At 58.5% G+C, this 20212-nt stretch carries 21 protein-coding genes and 3 tRNA genes; 19 read left to right on the forward strand and 5 right to left on the reverse strand.

Annotated elements, in window-relative coordinates:
• Positions 1–162: 162 nt before the first annotated feature.
• From F591_RS0123700 to F591_RS0123710, 3 genes are all read left to right on the forward strand, one after another.
• Positions 163–238: transfer RNA gene (locus tag F591_RS0123700), tRNA-Phe, on the forward strand.
• Positions 239–244: 6 nt separating this feature from the next.
• A tRNA-Tyr gene (locus F591_RS0123705) sits at positions 245–330 on the forward strand.
• 9 nt (positions 331–339) lie between these two features.
• Positions 340–415: transfer RNA gene (locus tag F591_RS0123710), tRNA-Lys, on the forward strand.
• Positions 416–466: 51 nt separating this feature from the next.
• On the opposite strand, the gene F591_RS0123715 is transcribed toward F591_RS0123710, so the two are convergent.
• The 5 genes from F591_RS0123715 to F591_RS0123735 form a co-directional block, all read right to left on the reverse strand.
• A complete protein-coding gene (locus tag F591_RS0123715; protein ID WP_019537092.1) occupies positions 467–781 on the reverse strand; it encodes an MTH1187 family thiamine-binding protein in 315 nt (104 codons plus the stop codon).
• 165 nt (positions 782–946) lie between these two features.
• On the reverse strand, positions 947–2518 hold the full coding sequence (locus F591_RS0123720; RefSeq protein WP_019537093.1) for a GMC family oxidoreductase: 1572 nt from the start codon (positions 2516–2518) through the stop codon (positions 947–949).
• Positions 2515–3114: a gluconate 2-dehydrogenase subunit 3 family protein gene (locus tag F591_RS0123725; RefSeq protein ID WP_019537094.1), complete on the reverse strand. Its 600-nt coding sequence runs from the start codon at positions 3112–3114 to the stop codon at positions 2515–2517. The genes F591_RS0123720 and F591_RS0123725 overlap by 4 nt, the downstream gene beginning before the upstream one ends.
• Before the next feature lie 2 nt (positions 3115–3116).
• Positions 3117–3512, reverse strand: coding sequence for a hypothetical protein (locus tag F591_RS0123730; protein ID WP_019537095.1), 396 nt, complete (start codon positions 3510–3512; stop codon positions 3117–3119).
• Positions 3513–3514: 2 nt separating this feature from the next.
• Positions 3515–4816 carry a nickel-dependent lactate racemase family protein gene (locus F591_RS0123735; RefSeq protein ID WP_019537096.1) on the reverse strand — a complete coding sequence of 434 codons (1302 nt, stop codon included), beginning with the start codon at positions 4814–4816 and terminating at the stop codon, positions 3515–3517.
• Between the two features lie 306 nt (positions 4817–5122).
• Between F591_RS0123735 and F591_RS0123740 the strand changes: the two genes are divergently transcribed.
• The 16 genes from F591_RS0123740 (at position 5123) to F591_RS0123815 (ending at position 19572) form a co-directional block, all read left to right on the forward strand.
• Positions 5123–6253 carry a PucR family transcriptional regulator gene (locus F591_RS0123740; RefSeq protein WP_019537097.1) on the forward strand — a complete coding sequence of 377 codons (1131 nt, stop codon included), beginning with the start codon at positions 5123–5125 and terminating at the stop codon, positions 6251–6253.
• Between the two features lie 97 nt (positions 6254–6350).
• Positions 6351–7475 (forward strand): ABC transporter ATP-binding protein, encoded by a 1125-nt coding sequence (locus F591_RS0123745; RefSeq protein ID WP_019537098.1) that lies wholly within the window; start codon positions 6351–6353, stop codon positions 7473–7475.
• A 133-nt stretch (positions 7476–7608) separates the two neighbouring features.
• Positions 7609–8550, forward strand: a complete 942-nt coding sequence (gene hprK, locus F591_RS0123750) for an HPr(Ser) kinase/phosphatase (protein ID WP_019537099.1) — start codon at positions 7609–7611, stop codon at positions 8548–8550.
• A 27-nt stretch (positions 8551–8577) separates the two neighbouring features.
• Positions 8578–9582, forward strand: a complete 1005-nt coding sequence (lgt, locus tag F591_RS0123755) for a prolipoprotein diacylglyceryl transferase (RefSeq protein ID WP_019537100.1) — start codon at positions 8578–8580, stop codon at positions 9580–9582.
• A gap of 2 nt (positions 9583–9584) precedes the next feature.
• Entirely contained in the window at positions 9585–10235 is a 651-nt protein-coding gene (ppaX, locus tag F591_RS0123760; RefSeq protein WP_019537101.1) for a pyrophosphatase PpaX, read from the forward strand.
• The gene (locus F591_RS0123765; RefSeq protein WP_019537102.1) at positions 10232–10759 is read left to right on the forward strand and encodes an acyltransferase; all 528 of its coding nucleotides are present in this window, start codon (positions 10232–10234) and stop codon (positions 10757–10759) included. Before ppaX ends, F591_RS0123765 begins: the two co-directional genes overlap by 4 nt.
• Before the next feature lie 247 nt (positions 10760–11006).
• On the forward strand, positions 11007–12203 hold the full coding sequence (locus F591_RS0123770; RefSeq protein ID WP_026326854.1) for an ATP phosphoribosyltransferase regulatory subunit: 1197 nt from the start codon (positions 11007–11009) through the stop codon (positions 12201–12203).
• A gap of 20 nt (positions 12204–12223) precedes the next feature.
• Entirely contained in the window at positions 12224–12865 is a 642-nt protein-coding gene (gene hisG, locus F591_RS0123775) for an ATP phosphoribosyltransferase (RefSeq protein ID WP_019537104.1), read from the forward strand.
• Between the two features lie 85 nt (positions 12866–12950).
• A complete protein-coding gene (hisD, locus tag F591_RS0123780; protein ID WP_019537105.1) occupies positions 12951–14240 on the forward strand; it encodes a histidinol dehydrogenase in 1290 nt (429 codons plus the stop codon).
• Positions 14233–14844, forward strand: a complete 612-nt coding sequence (hisB, locus tag F591_RS0123785) for an imidazoleglycerol-phosphate dehydratase HisB (protein ID WP_019537106.1) — start codon at positions 14233–14235, stop codon at positions 14842–14844. The genes hisD and hisB overlap by 8 nt, the downstream gene beginning before the upstream one ends.
• Before the next feature lie 3 nt (positions 14845–14847).
• Entirely contained in the window at positions 14848–15468 is a 621-nt protein-coding gene (gene hisH / locus F591_RS0123790; RefSeq protein WP_019537107.1) for an imidazole glycerol phosphate synthase subunit HisH, read from the forward strand.
• A 32-nt stretch (positions 15469–15500) separates the two neighbouring features.
• Positions 15501–16229 carry a 1-(5-phosphoribosyl)-5-[(5-phosphoribosylamino)methylideneamino]imidazole-4-carboxamide isomerase gene (gene hisA / locus F591_RS0123795; RefSeq protein WP_019537108.1) on the forward strand — a complete coding sequence of 243 codons (729 nt, stop codon included), beginning with the start codon at positions 15501–15503 and terminating at the stop codon, positions 16227–16229.
• A 14-nt stretch (positions 16230–16243) separates the two neighbouring features.
• On the forward strand, positions 16244–17002 hold the full coding sequence (gene hisF, locus F591_RS0123800) for an imidazole glycerol phosphate synthase subunit HisF (protein WP_019537109.1): 759 nt from the start codon (positions 16244–16246) through the stop codon (positions 17000–17002).
• Positions 16999–17691: a bifunctional phosphoribosyl-AMP cyclohydrolase/phosphoribosyl-ATP diphosphatase HisIE gene (gene hisIE / locus F591_RS0123805; RefSeq protein ID WP_019537110.1), complete on the forward strand. Its 693-nt coding sequence runs from the start codon at positions 16999–17001 to the stop codon at positions 17689–17691. The genes hisF and hisIE overlap by 4 nt, the downstream gene beginning before the upstream one ends.
• A 12-nt stretch (positions 17692–17703) precedes the next feature.
• Positions 17704–18531 (forward strand): histidinol-phosphatase HisJ, encoded by an 828-nt coding sequence (gene hisJ, locus F591_RS0123810; RefSeq protein WP_019537111.1) that lies wholly within the window; start codon positions 17704–17706, stop codon positions 18529–18531.
• Between the two features lie 90 nt (positions 18532–18621).
• Positions 18622–19572: a ribose-phosphate diphosphokinase gene (locus F591_RS0123815; protein ID WP_019537112.1), complete on the forward strand. Its 951-nt coding sequence runs from the start codon at positions 18622–18624 to the stop codon at positions 19570–19572.
• The last annotated feature ends 640 nt before the right edge of the window (positions 19573–20212 follow it).

The raw sequence follows: 20212 nt of genomic DNA on the forward strand, positions 1-20212 counted from the left end.
TGCGATAGCGATACTTCGCAGTCTCGCAGTCAGCGGTTAACGAAGTAACCGCACGGAGAGTATCCCGTCGGCTCCGCCATGAGTTAGCTTCTTTGTAGGGATGAGAACCCGGGTGGGTTCGTCGGAGCATAAGATTCGTTAATTCAGACAACTTCATAACATGGCTCGGTAGCTCAGTTGGTAGAGCAGAGGACTGAAAATCCTCGTGTCGGCGGTTCGATTCCGTCCCGAGCCACCATTTCATGGAGGCTTAGCGAAGTGGCCAAACGCAGCAGACTGTAAATCTGTTCTCTTACGAGTTCGGTGGTTCGAATCCATCAGCCTCCACCATTTAAGCAAGAGCCATTAGCTCAGTTGGTAGAGCACCTGACTTTTAATCAGGGTGTCGTAGGTTCGAGTCCTACATGGCTCACCATGTTGTCCATGATGAAGAGACCGTCAAGCGCGGTCTCTTTTTCTGTTTCCTTCATCGGTCCCGATTCAGCTGGCTTCGTACCGATTCGAGCTTTTGTTCGATCGAACCTTGCTTATCGCGGCGATCGTCAATTTTAATGGACGTCGAGACGCGCTTGGCACCAGCCTCAAAAGGTGTCTCATGGAGGCGGCGAATAACTTGCAGTATATGGTCCAGCTCGCCTTCAATAATCGTGCTCATGGCGGTCATTTCATAACGGATGGATTCGGGACTTTGCTGCAGCACCTTTTGAATATCGGCGACATAACTGCTCAAGCTGGTCGATTCGGTACCGATCGGAATGATCGTCACTTCCGCAATAGCCATGCTTAACGCATTCCTTTCTTTTTATTCGGATCATCATCATTATACCATAGTGACGCTTATGACGATCGAATCCTTCGTCGCCGGTCGTCGCCTGCGGTATTGCGAGCAGCATGAACGAGAGCTTCCGTCAACCCCAATAAGGGCCGGAAGCTCTCTGCGGTTACATTACAATTCGCCGTGCGATGCTTGCTCCTTAATGTAATCGGCCGTTCTGGAGGCAAGAGCCATGACGGTGTTGGTCGGGTTCCCTGCGCCAGAGGTGACGAAGATGCTGGCATCGCAGATGAACAGATTCGGAATGTCATGCGACCGGCCGAAGGAGTTGACGACCGAGCTGTCGGGATCGTTCCCCATTCGGCAGCCTCCCATCAGATGGGCCGTATCCGGAACGACATACTCCACCTTGCCGCCGGCGGCCTCCAGGATCGAGCCCATCGTGGCGATCGCGTGGCGGATTAACCGCCGATCGTTCTCGCCGTAGCTGAACGTCACTTTCGCTCGGGGCAGCCCGAACTCATCCTTCTCGTCACTGAGGGTAATTCGATTGTCCGGATGAGACAGCACCTCGCCGACCATCGTCACGCGGGCATAGTAGTTGTAGTCAAGCATTGTCTGCCGCAGCTTCTCGCCCCAATACGGCCCGCCTTCGGCCTTGGCAATGCCTTGGGCGAACGCGACAGGGCGCACCCCGTGCGCATGCAGCGTATAGCCGCGAACAAAATCTTGCCCCGGCCGCGTCGTATAAAAATCCTGCGTCGTCGCCAGCACAGGCGTTCCCTTGTACAGCCGGACCTCTTCCGGAAAGCGGGCGTAGACGTCATGGCTGCTATGCGTCATGAAGCCCTTCCCGACCCATCCGCTGCGGTTAGCCAGCCCGTCGGGGAACTGCCCATTCGCTGAATTCAGCAGCAGCCGCGGCGTTTCCACGACATAGGCGGAGACGATCACGATGCGAGCCTTTTGCTTGTAAGTTTTTCCGTCATGAACGAACTCGACGCCGGAGGCTTTGCCGTTTTTGTCCATCAGAATCCGGGTGACCATACAGTCTGCCAGCACTTCCGCACCGGCGCGCATCGCTTTGGGAATGTGCACGATCAACGTGCTGAATTTGGAATTCGGCATGCAGCCTTGGTTGCAGAACCCCCGGTTGATGCACGGAGGCCGATCCTCGAACGGGGCGGATAAAATCGCGAGCGGGGCGACCGACCAAGCAATGCCGAGCTCCTCGCAGCCGCGGATAAACATATGAGCGTTGGGACTGAGCGGATCTCTTTCCGGATACGGGTAAGGCCCGCGAAACCGGCCCCAGGGGAACATTTTCGGACCGGATACAGCAATCTCCTTCTCTACCTTCGTATAATAAGGCTCCAGGTCATCGTAGCCGATCGGCCAATCGTCCCCGACCCCATCGATCGTTCTCGCCTGGAAATCGCTGTCCTGAAACCGCAAAAACACGCCGGTAAAATGGACCGTCCCCCCGCCGATCCCCCGTCCCGAATTGTTATGGCCCATCTGCAGCGGATCGGCTCCGTCCGTAATTCGCGTATCCTGCCAGCCCAGCCGCTTCATCGACAGCTCGTCGCTGGCAAAATCGTGCTGGGGATCGCGCATCGGACCGGCGTCCAGCACGACCACCTTCATCCCCGCTTCGCTCAATTCCTTGGCCAGCACGCCTCCCGCCGCTCCCGCGCCTACGATGACGGCGTCGACGCATTCGTTGCCGTATTTTCGAATCATTGCGTGTGCTCCTCCCTCGGTTCCCAAGAATCCAGTTGGCCGGGATGCATCCGGATGTACCCTCGCGGGTAAGCCGGCCCCGCATAGCCGATATCGGACCACACTGCCGGATGAGAGGCATATGCTTCCACCGTTAGACTGAGCAGCTTGTTGAAAAAAGCTTTTTGAGGCACGTTCTGCCATAGCGGCGCCGGCGGCGCTTCTTCCTGCTGGATGTCGCGAATCCACTGCTTCCGCTTCTCCAGTTCAAGATGAAAGAAGCGGTCTGTATGCACATGCTGGCACGCTTCATCCAGCGTTTCGAGCCCTTTGCGCATCAAGTCGGCAATCGGCGGGCTGCCGTCCTTTCTTTCGCTTTCCGTGCCGGTGTGCAGGGTGTGGTCGATATGGTCGATGATGTACTGCAGCACGTCGGGGCGCTCGTCATCGACAAGCAGGGCGCATAACGCGCGCAGCGTCTCGGCTTCGACAGGCGACAGGAAGGCGTGTTTTCCCGACGTATGAAGCCTGGATTCGACAATGTGCCGGGTATGCCCGTCCCATTCGAATTTTTGCTCCATGACGTCGTAGGACGGATAGCGGGTTTTCCTCACCATGGTCAGCCCCTCCAATAAACGGCGATAAGCCCCAGGATGCTCATCGCGGTGAACAGCGCCGGCAGGGCGACCGGAGGGCCGACAAGGAAGTTCCGCATCGTATATCCGCCTACGCGAATGCCGACGCCGTGCAGATGCAAGTAGGAGCCCGTCAAGCCGATCACCACCCCGAGCCACATGAGAGCCATAAAGGTGTACATCAGCCAGTCTGCCCGCGTCACCGTTAGCGCGATGCCGCACAATCCGAAGATCGGAGCGGAGATGACGGGCGCCCACATGGCCTTATGGTGAAAATTTTGGCGATAGTGCGACAAAGCGACCTGGAAGCCGACAGCGAAAAAAGCGATGCCGACAAACAGAAACAAAACCCGTTCCAACGGCCAACCTGACCAAACCATTGTCATGTCTCCTTGTCGTTTTTTTGAGATCGTGCATCTTTGCTAGTTGAAGGGAAACGCGGAAAAGTAAGCGAACCATGCGGCATATAAGCGACAGTTAACGATTCGTCCGCCGCCCAGGCGTCCACGACAGCCTGCACATCGTCTTCCGCCTTGAAGCCGAGCAGCTCGGTCCAATGCCGCGGCAGCGCCGAATGCAGATGGACGGGGTGGCGGGCAAGCACCTCTGCCAGATGAAGCATTTTGTGCGGGCCGACCTCGAACCGCTCCTTCAGCTTGGCGACCATTTGCTGCCGGTCCTTCATCGTCTCCAGCCAATATTGCAGCAATCCGTTGCCGATATGCTCCTCGCACCGGGCCACAAGCAAAATAGCCCCGCCCGGCCTGGTGAACGCCGCAGCGTTCCGCAGCGCTTTCAGCGCCTGGTATATTTGCATATCCTTCGGATGGCCTCCCGGAGAGACGATCACCCGGTCATACTGCGCATGGACGGGAACAGTGAAGCGGCTCGCCGCAAGGCGAACGCCTTCGCGATGCGCCGCGATCACATCGCCGCAGGCCGCCTGCAGCACATGGCGCTCGTGATTGACGACGACATTGAGCAGAAAATGAATCGGAACGAAGCGCAACGCCTCCTCCAGATCCTGATGCACCGGATTGTCCGGATCACCAGGCGACGCCCGGTGCTGAACCGACAACCGGTGATTATGCTCGATCGAACGCCGCGAGGCGGCGCCGGGAATCAGCGCCTTCACGCCCCCGGATACGCCGACGAGCGCATGAGGCTCGATGCCGCCGGTGGCGATGCGGAGCGGACATTCCGCCACCAGGCGGTTGATCTCCACCGGCGTGCCCCGGGTGGTCGTCCCCAGCGCCAAGCAATCTTCCGGCTCTGCCGAATGATTGTGCACGCGCACGCGGCCGAACACCTCGTCTCCGACCAAGGCGCGAATCTCGTCTGCCGTATGCTTGCGGTGCAGGCCGAGCGCGATCACGATATCGACCGCTTCGGCCGCGATGCCGCCGGCGCGCAGCTCCTCCAGCAGAGGCGGCAGCAACAGGTCGCTCGGGCACAGGCGGGTGCCGTCGCTGATCAGAATGACCGCCCGGTCATGCCCGGAAGCGAGCTGGCTTAACCGGGGCGTGCCAACAGGCCGGTTCAGCGCTTCCCGGATCAGGCGCAGCGACCGGTCGCGGCTCAGGCCGCATTCGGGCGAATCGTACATGATGGCTGCAAGCTTTCTGCCGGCAGGCCAGCGAAACGGAATCGATCCTTTCCCGTAGGGCAGAGAATAGGTTGTCATATTTTCTCCTTCATATCCTGAAAATATGGCGCTGATGGCGTCCGGCTGCATGGCAATAGGCCTTGGGCGACGAACGATGGCGAAAGAGCTGTTCGTCAGGCGGCGCCTGGGGCCCCAATGAGTAAAAGAGAGTGGTGTTAGACCAAGACACTTCCATTGTTTCCAGCGACATATTATTTATCCATCCCTGCGGAATGCGCCTCCTGCCCAGCTCGCTGGCCGAAAAGCAGCGTCTTGCTTTTTCCGCGAATGTGGTACAATACATAAATAAAGAAAATTCAGACCATAAGGGTGGGAGCCTGGGAGATGGACTGGGAACGGGTCAGGCAGCAACTGGAGCAAATCGTGGGGACGCCGGTCAAGCGGGAGAAGCTCCCGTGGGCAGACTGGCAGCGGCAAGCCGAGCAGGCACTGGCGGAGAAGGGACCGGGGCAGAGCGCAGCCAAGGTGCGCAGCGTGCTTCGTAACGGCGAGCGGCTATTTCTGCTGGCCAAAGACGGACAGGAGGCTATCACGTTTCGCCTGCCGTCGGATGCGCTTACCGAAGCGGAGCGCCGGCTGGTCGAGCTGATGATCGAGGTGCGGCGGGGGCAGGAGAAAAAATCGCCGGGCAGCGGCTCGGAGGAGGAGCGCAAGGCGATGGCTTTGCGGGACTGGATTCGGCAGCAGCAGGATCTCGGCTACCGGACGGCCGAGACGCCCGATGCGCTGCTCTCTTCCCTGTCGCTGTATTCCAAAAAAATTCCGCTGTTGCTGTACGGCGATTATTCACCGGCGCGCAAGGTGCATTATTCCGAGCTCAAGAAATTGCTGGAGTCGTTCTTCGACGCCGAAATTACGCTCATTCCCTTGAACGATAAAGAATGGCTTATTCTCGGTCCGGAGAAAATGCTGGCGATGGACGCCAGCGACGACAAGGAATCGGACGACGAGGAGCGGGTGGAGGACAAGCTCAGCGCCATCGGCTACGGACTGCACGAAATGCTGGAGACCGAATGGGTCGGCGAGTCCCACCTGGCGATTCATTACCCGATCATCCCGGCCAAGGAGCTGTATGAGACGGTGCTGCAGCTTCGCGAGACGATCATGCTCGGGCGCACGTATCATATCGGCAGCAATATGCATTTGCCCTGGACGCTGCAGCTGGAGAAGCTGATTCACGGCATTCCCGAGCAGGAAAAAACGGAATTCCTCGAGCGGGTGCTCAAACGGTTCGACGTCGCCCTCGATCTGGAGACGATGACGACGCTGGAGCAATTTTTTCAGCTGGACTGCAACGTCAGCGAGACGGCCAAGAAGCTGTACATTCACCGCAACACGCTGCTGTATCGGCTGGACAAGTTCAAGCAGGAGACCGGCCTCGACGTGCGCACCTTCAACGATGCCGTTCTGGTCAAGATATCGATGCTATTGTATAAAGTAACGAAAAGAAAGTGATTTTTTTGTGAAGATTGTGCATAGTCAATGTGCATCCGCTTACGGTAAGATGGACATATAAAAATTCCGACAATGAACTCGTAGGGGGAATGGAACCATGGCAGGCGTACGTTTGAACCACGTCGTTAAGAAATATCCGGGCAACGAAGAAGCAACGGTTAAAGACTTCCATCTGGAAATTAAAGATAAAGAGTTTCTCGTGCTCGTCGGCGCTTCCGGCTGCGGCAAGTCCACGACGCTCCGTATGATTGCGGGTCTTGAAGAAATCTCCGAAGGCGAACTGTACATCGGCGACCGTCTTGTGAACGATGTAGCGCCGAAAGACCGCGACATCGCGATGGTGTTCCAGTCCTACGCGTTGTATCCGCATATGAACGTGTATCAAAACATGGCTTTCGGTCTGAAGCTCCGCAAATTCAAGAAAGCCGACATCGATGCCCGCGTGCGTGAAGCGGCTCGCATTCTCGATATCGAGCACCTGCTCGACCGCAAGCCGAAGGCTCTCTCCGGCGGTCAGCGTCAGCGCGTTGCGCTCGGCCGCGCGATCGTCCGCGAACCGCAAGTGTTCCTGATGGACGAACCGCTCTCCAACCTGGACGCCAAGCTGCGCGTACAGATGCGTGCGGAGATCAGCAAGCTGCACAAGCGTCTGGAGACGACCGTTATTTACGTAACGCACGACCAGACGGAAGCGATGACGATGGGCGACCGGATCGTCGTTATGGATAAAGGCATCATTCAACAAGCGGCTACGCCGGAAGAGATCTACAACCATCCGGTGAACATGTTCGTCGCCGGCTTCATCGGATCTCCGTCCATGAACTTCATTAACGGCGGCTTCGTGGATAAAGGCGGTTCCCTGTACTTCCAAACGACGGGAATCAGCGTCGAAGTGCCGGAAGGCAAGGCGAAAATTTTGCGCGACAAAGGCTATGCGAACAAAGAAGTTGTGCTCGGCGTTCGGCCGGAAGATTTCCACGAGGAAGCAATCTTCCTGGAAGCATCCCCGAACACGATCGTCAACGCGCACATCGAAGTTGCCGAGAACCTCGGTCACGAAATGTTCCTGTACCTGAACGGCATCGGCAACCAAAGCGTCGTTGCCCGCGTCGACGGCCGCGCCGGCATGAAGGAAGGCACGAACGTCAAGCTCGCCGTCGATATGAATAAAGTGCATTTCTTCGATAAAGAAACGACCGAATCGATTCTTGTGAACGCGTAAGCTCATTACCGTCTACAATGAAGGTCAGCCGAAAGGCTGGCCTTTTTGCGCTTCATAAACGTGTGAATCGGTTGATTTATCCGGGCAATTCCTTTAGGATGAGAATATTGGGATACAAAAGGAGACGGACACAATGCCGAAAAAAGTGAAAGTATCGGATTTGGTGACGGAGTTCCATTTGGAGGTCGTCTGCGGCGATGCCGGCTTGAAACGGCCGATTACTGTAGCTGACTTGTACCGGCCTGGTTTGGAAATGGCGGGGTACTTTGAGTTCCACCCGAAAGAACGCGTGCAAATTCTCGGCAAGACGGAACTGACCTTCTTCGAAGGCTTGTCCTCCGAGGAGCGGACCGACCGGATGGCCAGGCTGTGCGCTCCTAAGGAGACGCCCTGCATTATATTGAGCAGAGGAATGGACGCTCCAATCGAGCTATTGGCCGCGGCGAACGAGAACAATATCCCGGTGCTCAGGACGAACGTATCGACGACGATTTTGGCCAGCCAGCTGACCGGATTTCTGGAGAACCGGCTTGCGCCGTCGACGACGATTCACGGCGTGCTGGTGGACGTGTACGGCATCGGCATGCTGATTTCGGGCAACAGCGGCATCGGCAAGAGCGAAACCGCGCTGGAGCTTGTAAAGCGGGGGCATCGCCTGATCGCCGACGACGCCGTGGAAATACGCCAGACGGCCGATCATACGCTGATCGGTTCGGCGCCGGAACTGATCCGTCATTTGCTGGAAATTCGCGGTATCGGCATTATCAACGTCATGACGCTGTTCGGCGCCGGCGCCATACGGAATGTAAAGAAAATCTCCCTTGTCTGCAAGCTGGAGACTTGGCAGCAGGATAAGCAATACGACCGCCTGGGCCTGGATGAGGAAATGACCCGGATTATCGATACGGACATTCCGCTTGTGACCATCCCCGTTCGTCCCGGCCGTAACCTGGCCGTCATTATTGAAGTCGCCGCGATGAACTTCCGCATGAAGCGGATGGGCTACAACGCCGCGCTTCAGTTTACGAACAAGCTGACCGAGTCGCTCTCGGAAGAGATGGACGACATCGAATAAATTTTTAGTCGAAATGAGGAGCTCAACATGCAGCTAGCAATCGATCCGATCGCTTTTGCCATCGGACCTTTGACTGTGCGTTGGTACGGCATCATATTGGGAACGGCTGCGCTCGTCGGCCTGCTGCTGGCTGTTCGCGAAGGCAAACGCTTCGGCATCGTTCCCGATTTTTTCATGGACCTGCTGTTGATCGGCGTTCCTTCGGCCATTGTCGGAGCGAGAATATATTATGTCGCTTTCAAATGGGAAGACTACAAGGACAATCTGCTGGATGTTATTAAAATATGGCAAGGCGGCATCGCCATCTACGGAGCGCTGATCGGCGCGATTATCGCCGCTGTCATCTATGTGCGCAGAAAAGGGTACGGATTTTGGCGCATTGCCGATATTTGCGCTCCCTCGCTCATCGTCGGACAAGCGATCGGCCGCTGGGGCAATTTCATGAACCAGGAAGCGCATGGCGGCCCGGTCACGGAAGCTTTCCTGCGCGAGACGCTGCATCTGCCGAACTGGATCGTGCAGCAGATGCTGATCGAGGGCCAATATTACCACCCGACGTTCCTGTACGAATCGTTATGGAATGTGGCCGGCCTGCTGCTGCTCCTGTGGCTTCGCCGCCGTCCGTTCCTGAAAGAAGGGGAGCTGTTTTTCAGCTATTTCATCTGGTATTCGATCGGGCGCTTCTTCGTGGAAGCGTTGCGTACGGACAGTCTGGACTTCACGGGCCCGTCCTGGCTCGCCGCCCTGTTGAACGGTCTGTGGTCGCCGATGCGGCTGCTCGGCTTTGAGCAAGGCGTGATGACGTATGGCGGCAATGTGCGCATCTCTCAGCTGCTTGCCGTGCTGATCGTGATTGCGGCGCTTGTGCTCATAGGCATACGGCGCAAAACCGGCGCCGCTGCCGCCTTTTATTCCGACCCGATCGTACGTCTTGGAGCCGATGCGGGCGGACTAGCGCCGGGTACGGGACAAGACCGCCGCGAAGAAGAGCAAAGCGGCACGAACGGAGACAGCACGACAAAGGAGCCATGAGTATGATTCATACCGTATTATTCGATCTGGACGGCACGATCGTCGATACGAACGAGCTGATCATCCAGTCGTTTCTGCATACGTTTGAGGGTAGCGAGAAACCGCTGACGCGGGAGCATATTATTCCGAACATGGGCCGGCCGCTTGTGGAGCAGATGAAGCAATTTTCCGGAAGAGAGACGGTGGACGACCTGGTCGAAAAATACCGCAGCTTCAATATTGCCCATCACGACAGGCTGGTTAAGGAGTTCCCATATGTCCGGGAGACGCTGGGCAAGCTGCATGAAGCCGGTATCCGGTTGGGCGTCGTCACCAGCAAGGTGCGCCGCACGACCGAAATGGGGCTTCGGCTTTGCGGTCTTTACGATTACTTCGGCGCGATTGTGACGGTCGAGGACGTCTCAAGGCCCAAGCCCGATCCGGAAGGCATCCGCAAGGCGCTGCGGGCGCTCGGCGGGGATGAGGCTTCAGCGCTGATGGTCGGCGACAGCCATTACGATATCGAGGCTGCGCGGAATGCGGGAATCGCTTCGGCCGCCGTCGCCTGGTCGATGAAGGGCGTCGACTATTTGCAGCGGTTCGAACCGACGTATCTGATCGACGATATACGGGAATTATTGCCGATTGTTGGCGCCCGAGGGGATGGCACGTGAGACGAACCGATAAGTTTCCGGTGGAAGGGCCGAATTCGCTCTGGCAAATGTACAGGACGATCAGCCCCTGGAAAGCGGTCCGCAACTTCGTCTTCATCCAACTGTCCAGGTATGTTCCCTACCTTCCGCTCAAACGCTGGATTTACCGGCGCGTGCTCGGCATGAAGGTGGGCGAGCATGCCTCTTTTGCGCTGATGGTGATGGTGGACGTATTTTTTCCGGAGAAAATCGAGGTCGGCAGCAACACGATTATCGGTTACAATTCGACGATTTTGACGCATGAGTACCTGATCAAGGAATACCGGCTCGGCCCGGTCGTCATCGGCTCCCATGTGATGATCGGAGCGAACACGACGATTCTGCCCGGCGTGACGATCGGCGACCATGCGGTGGTCGGGGCCGGATCGGTCGTGCATAAGGATGTGGCCCCGTACAGCTTCGTAGCGGGCAATCCGCTGCGGGTGATTCGCGAGGATGTGCGGAAAGAGACGGCAGACGTCCCGGACAAGGATGAGATGGGGTAACGGCCTTGCGGAGCTTGAGAGCAAAGCCTAAACCCCGTCTTTTTGGGGGAGAAAAATGGACGAAAATGATGCTTATGGAAGTCCCGGACAACCGATTGACGAAGCTGACATTCCGTGATAAACTTACGATTACATTCTTTAATTTGGTAGCATATTAGCGAACTAAAGCGAACGATGGGTTCAGGTTATCCTTCATGTGATTTTCGTATCCGTTCGCGTTCACAGATATTTAGGCGGTGATCGTGGGATGTCTAAACCGAAGGTGTTTGAGAAACCGGTAGGGGTTAAAGATTATTTGCCGGAGGCGGTGGCGAAGCTGCGCCGGATCGAAACGAGCGTGCTGCAGTGCATGGAGCGCTGGGGCTACCGGGAAATCATTACTCCGACGCTCGAGTATTACGATACGGTCGGCGTGGCGAGCTCCACGGAAGACCGGAAGCTGTTCAAGCTGCTCGACCGCAACGGAACGACGCTCGTTATGCGCTCGGATATGACCTCGCCGATCGCCCGGGTCGTCGCTTCGCTGCTCAAGGAGCAGCCGTTTCCGCTGCGCCTGTCGTACCGCGGCAACGTCTTCCGCGCTTTCGAAGCGGAGGCGGGGCGCGATGCGGAGTTTTTCCAGACCGGCGGAGAGCTGGTCGGCGATGCGTCGGCGGAAGCCGATGCGGAGGTCGTGGCGCTGGCAGTGGCTTGCCTGCAGGCGGCCGGCGTCAAGGAATTCAAGATGGCCATCGGCCATGTCGGCTTCTTGAACGGCCTGCTGCGCGATTTGCTGGGGGATCGTCCGGAAGCGCAGACGTTGCTGAAGGAATGTCTGCTGAATCGCGATCACGTAGGATATCGCGAGGCGATTAGGCAGCTGGGGCTAACGGAGCCCGTTGAGCGCAAGCTGGCAAGCATTCTCCAGCTGCGCGGCGGCGAGGAAGTATGCCGGCAGGCGGAGCAGGCGACCGGTGATCCCGAGGCGCTCGCTTCCATCTCGCATCTGTGCGAAGTATGGAACGTGCTGCAGGCTTACGGGGTGAGCGACCGGGTGCTGATCGATTTGACGATGATCGGCGATTTCTCCTATTATACGGGCATGACGTTCGAAGGCTATTCGGCCGATCTCGGCTTCCCTGTCTGCAACGGGGGCCGTTACGACAATCTGCTGAAGCAGTTCGGCCGCCCGGCGCCGGCGACAGGCTTCGCGCTCAAGACGAGCCGCATTCTCGAGGTGGCCGACGAGGAGGAAGCCGCGCCGTTGCCTGTCCTTATCGTCTATACCGCGTCACGGCGCGAAGAAGCGTTCAGGCGGGCCGCCGAGCTGCGAAGCGGGAAGGGCGGGGCGGTCGTCACGCGGCTTATGCCGGACGGCTTGGCCGGGATGAACGTGGAGCGTGGGCCGGACGGCATGTACAGGACGGGCGGAGCTTCTTATAAGGAAATTATTGACTATTGCTGAGTAAAGGAGCGGCTCTACGCATGCAGGAAATGTTAAAAGTGGCGATGCCGAAAGGCCGCATTTATAAACAAGCGTCCAAGCTGTTTCGCGATGCGGGACTGGCGATACCGGAAGACGCGGACGACTCCCGCAAGCTGATCATTCCCGTGCCGAAAGCCGGCATGGAATTCATCATGGCCAAGCCGGTCGATGTGCCGACCTATGTCGAATACGGAGTTGCCGATATCGGCGTCGTCGGCAAGGACGTGCTGATGGAGGAGAACCGCGACGTCTATGAGCTGCTCGATCTGGGCATCGCCCGTTGCCGCATGTCGGTGATCGGGCTGCCTGGGGGACGGCCTGCCATTCATCCGCGCGTCGCTACGAAGTACCCGCGGGTCGCCTCGCAATATTTTCGCGAGCAGGGACAGCAGGTCGAGGTGATTAAGCTGAACGGCTCCATCGAGCTGGCGCCGCTGATCGGGCTCGCCGACCGCATTGTCGACATGGTGGAGACCGGCACGACGATCCGCGAGAACGGGCTGGAGGAGCAGGAAATTATTTTCCATATTACCAGCCGTTTGATTGCGAACCGAGTCAGCTACCGGATGAAAAACGATGCGATCCAATCGCTGTGCGACAGGCTTCAGCCGATGATCGGCGCGGCGGCGGGGAACCGATAGGGGCGCATGCCGCGGCTGCCCGGGGCCGGTTGCCGAAGCTTGCCAAGCCTCGAGCGATGAATGAGAAACATGGGAGGGAAACGTTGTGAAGATCGTGTCGGCAGCGGATTTTCAGCTGAAGCGGGAAGTAGAGTACGGCAGCGCGGAGCAAAGCGAGACGGTCCGCCGCATTATCGACGACGTGAGAAAGAACGGCGACGAGGCGCTGCGGCGCTATACCCGCGAATTTGACCGGACGGAGGTTGGGGCATTCCGGGTTCCGGAGGATGAGGTGAAGGCGGCCTACGATCAGGTGGACGAAGCATTCGTACAAATTGTCCGGGAGGCTGCAGCGAACATACGTTCCTTCCACGAGAAGCAGATGCGCACTTCGTGGATGGATCTGCAGCCGGACGGAACGATACTCGGCCAGACGATTCGCCCGCTGAAGCGAGTCGGCCTGTATGTGCCCGGAGGCAAGGCGGCTTACCCGTCGTCCGTGCTGATGAACGCCATCCCGGCCCAGGTGGCGGGCGTGCCCGAGATTGTGATGGTGACCCCGCCGGCGACCGCGGGCACCGAGGGCATCAACCCGCACATCCTTGTGGCGGCGGATATTGCCGGCGTGCGGGAAATCTACCGCGTCGGCGGGGCTCAGGCGGTCGCGGCGCTGGCTTACGGCACGGAATCGATCGCTGCCGTCGACAAGATCGTCGGGCCGGGCAACATCTACGTCGCGATCGCCAAGCGGCTCGTGTTCGGCGCCGTCGATATCGACAGCATCGCCGGGCCGAGCGAGATCGCCGTGCTGGCCGACGATTCGGCCGATCCCGCATACGTCGCGGCGGATCTGCTGTCCCAGGCCGAGCATGACGAGATGGCCTCGGCGATTCTGGTGACGCCGTCCCGGGAGCTCGCGGCCGCCGTTCAGGCTGAGGTGCAGCGCCAGCTGGAGGCGCTGCCGAGGCGGGAGATTGCCGCGGCATCCATTCGCGATTACGGGGCGATTCTGCTCGTAGGCAGCCTCGAGGAAGGCGTGGAGACGGTCAACCGGCTGGCGCCCGAGCACCTGGAAATTTTGGTGCACGACCCGTTCCGGCTGCTGGCCGGAATCGAAACGGCCGGGGCGATCTTCCTCGGGCCGTACAGCTCCGAGCCGGTCGGCGATTATTTCGCCGGGCCGAACCATGTGCTGCCGACGAACGGCACGGCGCGGTTCTCCTCGCCGCTGAACGTGGACGATTTTCTCAAGAAATCGAGCGTCATTTATTACAGCAAGGAAGCGCTGCGGCGCGACGGCGCCAAAATCATGAGCTTCGCCCGCGAGGAAGGACTCGAAGCTCACGCGCGAGCGATTCAAATACGGTTGGAGAAAGAAGGGGAATCTCGTGGCTGAAAACCAAGCGCCGGCATCGGCAAGACAAGCAAGCATCGAGCGGAAAACGAACGAAACGGACATCAAGCTGGCATTCAATGTGGACGGCAGCGGCGCGGCGGAGCTGGAAACCGATGTGCCTTTTCTCAATCATATGCTGGATTTGTTCGCGAAGCACGGCCAGTTCGATTTGAAGGTGGAAGCGAACGGGGATGTGGAGGTCGACGATCATCATACGACGGAGGATATCGGCATCTGCCTCGGAATGGCTCTGAAGCAGGCGCTCGGCGACAAGAAGGGCATCAAGCGCTATGCCAACGTGTTCGTGCCGATGGACGAGGCGCTGGCGCAGGTCGTGATCGATATCAGCAACCGGCCGCATTTCGAGTTCCGCGGCGAATTCCCGTCGCCGACGATCGGCAGCTTCACGACGGAGCTCGTGCACGAGTTTCTGTGGAAGCTGGCGCTGGAAGCGCGCATCACGCTGCACGTTATCGTTCACTACGGCCGCAATACGCACCACATGGTCGAGGCGGTGTTCAAGGCGCTCGGCCGGGCGCTGGACGAGGCGACGTCCATCGATCCGCGGGTTAAGGGCGTGCCTTCGACGAAAGGGGTCTTATAGTCCATGATCGCGGTGATCGATTACGGCATGGGGAATTTGCACAGCGTCAAGGCGGCCGTTGAACGGCTCGGCTATGCGGTGACTGTAACCTCCGACGAGAGCGAGCTGATGAAGGCGGACGGAGCGATCCTGCCGGGCGTCGGCGCCTTCGGGGACGCCATGGCCGAGCTCAGCAAGGCGGGTCTCGACGAGGCGGTCAAGCGCTACGCCGCTTCAGGCAAGCCGCTGCTCGGCATCTGCCTCGGTATGCAGCTGCTCTTCAGCTCGAGCGAGGAGCACGGCGAGCATGCCGGCCTCGGTCTGCTGCCGGGCAAGGTGGTCCGCTTCCAGGGCAGCTACAAGGTGCCTCATATGGGCTGGAACCGCCTGGCGTTCCGGACCGACAGTCCGCTCTTCGCCGGGCTGCAGGAGGGGCATGTCTACTTCGTGCACTCGTTCCACGTGCTGCCCGGGCGCGAGGAGGACCTTCTGGCGACGACCGACTATTATCAGCCGGTGACGGCGATTGTCGGCCGGGGCAACGTGTACGGCATGCAGTTCCACCCGGAGAAGAGCGGCAGCGTCGGCATGCAGCTGCTGGGCAATTTTCTTGCCCTGTGCGGCAAGCCGGTGCAGTCGGTGTGAGATCGATTCAACGATAGGAGCGTGACCAATCCATGTCTTCATTTATTATTTATCCGGCTATCGATATCCGCGGAGGCAAATGCGTTCGGCTGGTGCAGGGCGATTACAATCAGGAAACCGTATATAACGACAATCCGCTGGAAGTGGCCAAGGCGTGGGAAGCCCAGGGGGCGCAGTGGATTCACCTGGTCGATCTCGATGGCGCCAAGGCGGGCCGTCCGGTGAATGACGGGCTGATCGGCCAGATCGCCCAGGCGGTGAAGGTGCCTGTACAGGTCGGCGGCGGCCTGCGGACGGAGCAGGATGTCGAACGGCTGCTGTCCCTCGGCGTATCGAGGGTCATTCTCGGCACGGCCGCGATCGAGGACCGCGATTTCGTCCGCACCGTGCTGTCCCGGCACGGGGACAAGGTGGCGATCGGCATCGACGCCCGCGACGGGTACGTGGCGACCCGCGGCTGGCTGGAGACGTCCGAGGTGCGGGCCGACGAGCTTGCCGCGGATCTTGCCAGGGAGGGCGCGAGGACGTTCATCTTCACCGATATTTCCCGCGACGGCATGATGGGCGGGCCGAACGTGGAGGCGATCGTGCATCTGGCCAAAGTGTCCGGGCAGACGGTCATTGCTTCGGGCGGCGTCTCCAAGGTGGAGGATTTGCAACGGCTGTCGCAGTACGCTTCCGAAGGCGTCGGCGGGGCGATTGTCGGCAAAGCGCTGTACACAGGCAGCATCAAGCTGGAGGATGCACATAAGCTGGTTTGAGAGGAGCCTTGCCAATGCTGGCCAAACGAATTATCCCTTGTCTGGACGTAAAGGACGGCCGCGTCGTCAAAGGAGTCAATTTTGTCAATTTGCGCGACGCCGGCGATCCGGTGGAGCTGGCCGCCATCTATGACCGCGAAGGGGCGGACGAGCTGGTGTTTCTCGATATTTCCGCATCCTACGAAGGCCGGGCGACGATGGTCGAGGTCGTCAAGAAGACGGCCGGCGAGATCACGATCCCGTTCACGGTCGGGGGCGGCATATCGAGCGTTGACGATATGAAGCGGCTGCTGCGGGCCGGAGCCGACAAGATCGGCATCAATACGGCTGCCGTCAAAAATCCGCAGCTGATCACAGACGGCGCCCGCCGCTTCGGCTCGCAGTGCATCGTCGTCGCCGTCGATGCCCGTTTCAACCCCGCCTGGGGGGAATGGGAAGTGTATACGCACGGCGGCCGCAACGGCACCGGCATCAAGGCGCTCGACTGGGTCCAGGAGATCGAGCGGCGGGGAGCCGGCGAAATACTGCTGACGAGCATGGACGCCGACGGAACGAAGGACGGCTTCGATCTGAAGCTGACCCGGGCCGTCTCGGAACGAACATCGATTCCTGTCATCGCCTCGGGCGGAGCGGGGAAGAAGGAGCACTTCTACGAAGTGTTCTCCGAGGGGAAAGCCGACGCGGGTCTGGCGGCGACCATTTTCCATTACAAGGAAATGACGATACAAGAGGTTAAGGACGACCTCAGGGGCAAAGGAGTGGAGGTCCGGTGAGCGAACAACAAACTGACGCCGTGCAAAGCCTGGATGAGCTTGCCAAGGCGATCAAATGGGATGCGAACGGCCTGGTGCCGGCGATCGTGCAGGATGCCGTCAGCAAGGACGTGCTGATGATGGCGTACATGAACCTGGAATCGCTGAAGCTGACGCTGGAATCCGGCGAGACGTGGTTCTGGAGCCGTTCCCGCCAGGAGCTGTGGCATAAGGGAGCGACGAGCGGCCATATCCAGAAGGTACGGGCGCTGCGCTACGACTGCGACGGCGATACGCTGCTCGTACAGGTGGCGCAGCAAGGTCCCGCCTGCCATACGGGAAGCTACAGCTGCTTCTATAACGACGTGAAGCTGGGCGCGCTGGCGAACGCGGCGCAGCCGCTGCCGGCTTCATCGGACCGGTTCGCCATGCTGGCGACGCTCGAGTCGGTCATCGCGCAGCGTCACGCGGAGCGGCCCGAAGGCGCGTATACGACGTATCTGTTCGAGAAGGGCGTCGACAAAATTTTGAAGAAGGTCGGCGAAGAGACGGCCGAGGTCATTATCGCGGCCAAAAACCGCGACCCGGACGAGCTTCGCTACGAAGCCAGCGACCTGATCTTCCATCTGATGGTGCTGCTGCGGGAACAGGGGCTGCCGCTGGACGCGGTCATGAGCGAGCTGGATCGGCGCCATAATAAAAAGCAGTAAAGGAGCGACCCAATGCGCATTGACTATCATACGCATCATGTGCGCTGCGGCCACGCTTCGGGAGAGCTGGAGGAATACGTCCTCAAGGGCATCGAGATCGGACTGGACCAATTGGGGCTGTCCGATCACATGCCCTTGATCCATGTCGATCCGGCCGATTATTTGCCCGGCATGGCGATGGCGATGGACGAGCTGCCGCGCTACGCCGAGGAGGCGTTCCGGCTGCAGCAGAAGTACAAGGGGCAAATCGATATCCGTGTCGGCCTGGAAGGCGATTACATCGAGGGGTACGAGGATGAAATCGCCAGCATTGTCAAAGGCTATCCGTGGGACTATGTGATCGGCTCCGTTCATTTTCTGGGGCGATGGGACATTACCGATTACCGCCAGACGGACGGTTGGAACGGGCGCGATCCGTACGAGGTGTACGAACAGTATTATGACGCGGTTATTAAGGCGGCGAGAAGCGGGCTGTACGATTACATCGGCCATATCGACGTGATCAAGCGGTTCGGCTACAAGCCCGAGCGCAGCGTCGAGCCGCTGGAACGGGCAGCTTTGGACGCGGTGAAGGAAGCGGGCCTGGCCATCGAGCTGAACGCTTCGGGGCTGCGGATGCCGTGCGAGGAGATGTTCCCCGGCCGGAGAATGCTGGAATATGCCCATCAATTGGGCATCCCGGTAACGCTTGGATCAGACGCCCATCAGCCGGAGCGGCTGGGGCAATATTTGGATCAGGCAGTGCGCATGTTGAAAAATGTCGGTGTTAACGAATTAGCCACATTTAAGGCGCGAAAAAGGATCATGGTGCCTATGGCTCCGGATCGATTTGATGTATAATGATGCCGTACAAGTTGCAAAGTCCATGTAAACCTGTGGTGAAGCGTGCCGAATCCCACAACAATATGGCAAATGAAAGCGGAGGTAACCATGCAAAGCGACAGATTGAAAATTTTCTCGGGTTCATCCAACCCCGGACTGGCCAAACGCATCTGTACCGAGTTGGGCGTTCCCCTTGGCAACATCAAGCTTTCCCGTTTCAAGAGCGGGGAGATTTATTGTCTCTATGAAGAAAGCATCCGGAACTGCGACGTATTTCTCGTGCAGACGTTCTCACATCCCATCAACGATCACTTCATGGAGCTGCTGGTTATGATGGACGCCGCCAAACGCGCGTCAGCCAGGACGATCAACCTTGTCGTTCCTTACTATGGTTATTCCCGCCAAGAACGGAAAGCCGCGCCGCGCGAGCCGATCTCGGCCAAGCTGGTCGCCGATTTGCTGACGACCGCCGGAGCGGACCGGGTCATCACGATTGATCTGCACGCCCCCGCCATTCAAGGCTTTTTCAATATCCCGGTGGATCATCTGACGGGCCTCGACGTTATTTCCGATTATATCAAGAAAAAAAATATTCCGAACCCGATCGTCGTCTCCCCGGATGCGGGCCGCGCGACGACTGCGGAGAAGATGGCCAATATTCTGAATGCGCCCTTTGCGATTATGATCAAGAAGCGGCCGGAGCATAATGAGTCCGTGATTACGCATGTCATCGGCGAGGTGGAAGGACGCACGCCGATCATCATTGAGGACTTGATCGATACGGGGACGACGATCGTCAACGTTGTCGAAAGCTTGAAGGAGCGCGGCGCCCATGACGCTTACGTCTGCGCTACCCATCCGGTATTTTCCGGTCCGGCGGTCAGCCGTCTCGACCATCCGAGCATCAAGGAGGTCGTCGTGACCGACTCCATTGCGCTGCCGGCCGAGCATCCCGCAAGGTTCAAGGTGCTGTCGGTCGCCAACCTGCTGTCCGATACGATTCGCATCGTCATCACCGGGGGCAGCGTCAGCTCGCTGTTCAAATACGGCGGGGTATAATGCTTCTTGCCCGATAGACGGCTATGACGAGCGCTTCCGCTCCTTCGTCATCGGTCGTCACCTGCGGGATATTGAAATTTTGAGCGGCGGATTACCGCCGAATTTTCAAGATAGACGCCCATGCCGCTGGCGCAGCACCATCAGAAGGATGAAAATGGGCAGCGCACCCCGGCGCTATTTTCCCGCGGCATTATCAGATGATGAAAATAGGCCGCGCACCCCGGCGCTTTTTTCAAGATAGTGAGCAAATGTTGTATTTTGTACAACAAAAACGGGATAATCCACCCTATTTGTGGCTCAATGTTGTACTTTGTACAACATTTTGGACGATGTTTCCGGTTTTTGAGCCAATCCCCCCAAAAATTGTTGCACAAAATGCAACATTTCCCTTCCTTTTGTGCGAAGGGGGCAGAAAAAGTTGCATTTTTTGCAGGATTTGTCGCCTCACGCGCCTAGGTGTGCCCGGGGAGGGGCCGCGCTAATGCGGAGCTCGAACGCTGACGTGGAGCGTCTCTTCATGCTCACTAGTCTGGGGTGCTGTTTTGCCGGGCTAACGCTAGCCAGAGAGCTTATTTCGCTCGAAACGATCGATTTGACATTCTAACGCAAGTGAGCAGCCTTACTTCGGCATTTTGGGCTA

The organism is Paenibacillus ginsengihumi DSM 21568 (assembly GCF_000380965.1).
Classification (GTDB): Bacteria; Bacillota; Bacilli; order Paenibacillales; family NBRC-103111; genus Paenibacillus_G; species Paenibacillus_G ginsengihumi.

Excerpts from the sequence above, each read along its gene's own strand:
- F591_RS0123725 (WP_019537094.1), bottom strand. The coding sequence starts at position 3,114 with ATGGTGAGGAAAACCCGCTATCCGTCCTACGACGTCATGGAGCAAAAA.
- hisJ (WP_019537111.1), top strand. The coding sequence starts at position 17,704 with ATGCGCATTGACTATCATACGCATCATGTGCGCTGCGGCCACGCTTCG.
- hisG (WP_019537104.1), top strand. The coding sequence starts at position 12,224 with ATGCAGGAAATGTTAAAAGTGGCGATGCCGAAAGGCCGCATTTATAAA.
- F591_RS0123740 (WP_019537097.1), top strand. The coding sequence starts at position 5,123 with ATGGACTGGGAACGGGTCAGGCAGCAACTGGAGCAAATCGTGGGGACG.
- hisH (WP_019537107.1), top strand. The coding sequence starts at position 14,848 with ATGATCGCGGTGATCGATTACGGCATGGGGAATTTGCACAGCGTCAAG.
- F591_RS0123745 (WP_019537098.1), top strand. The coding sequence starts at position 6,351 with ATGGCAGGCGTACGTTTGAACCACGTCGTTAAGAAATATCCGGGCAAC.
- F591_RS0123735 (WP_019537096.1), bottom strand. The coding sequence starts at position 4,816 with ATGACAACCTATTCTCTGCCCTACGGGAAAGGATCGATTCCGTTTCGC.
- hprK (WP_019537099.1), top strand. The coding sequence starts at position 7,609 with ATGCCGAAAAAAGTGAAAGTATCGGATTTGGTGACGGAGTTCCATTTG.
- F591_RS0123770 (WP_026326854.1), top strand. The coding sequence starts at position 11,007 with ATGTCTAAACCGAAGGTGTTTGAGAAACCGGTAGGGGTTAAAGATTAT.
- hisF (WP_019537109.1), top strand. The coding sequence starts at position 16,244 with ATGCTGGCCAAACGAATTATCCCTTGTCTGGACGTAAAGGACGGCCGC.
- hisA (WP_019537108.1), top strand. The coding sequence starts at position 15,501 with ATGTCTTCATTTATTATTTATCCGGCTATCGATATCCGCGGAGGCAAA.
- ppaX (WP_019537101.1), top strand. The coding sequence starts at position 9,585 with ATGATTCATACCGTATTATTCGATCTGGACGGCACGATCGTCGATACG.
- F591_RS0123815 (WP_019537112.1), top strand. The coding sequence starts at position 18,622 with ATGCAAAGCGACAGATTGAAAATTTTCTCGGGTTCATCCAACCCCGGA.
- F591_RS0123730 (WP_019537095.1), bottom strand. The coding sequence starts at position 3,512 with ATGGTTTGGTCAGGTTGGCCGTTGGAACGGGTTTTGTTTCTGTTTGTC.
- F591_RS0123720 (WP_019537093.1), bottom strand. The coding sequence starts at position 2,518 with ATGATTCGAAAATACGGCAACGAATGCGTCGACGCCGTCATCGTAGGC.
- lgt (WP_019537100.1), top strand. The coding sequence starts at position 8,578 with ATGCAGCTAGCAATCGATCCGATCGCTTTTGCCATCGGACCTTTGACT.
- F591_RS0123715 (WP_019537092.1), bottom strand. The coding sequence starts at position 781 with ATGGCTATTGCGGAAGTGACGATCATTCCGATCGGTACCGAATCGACC.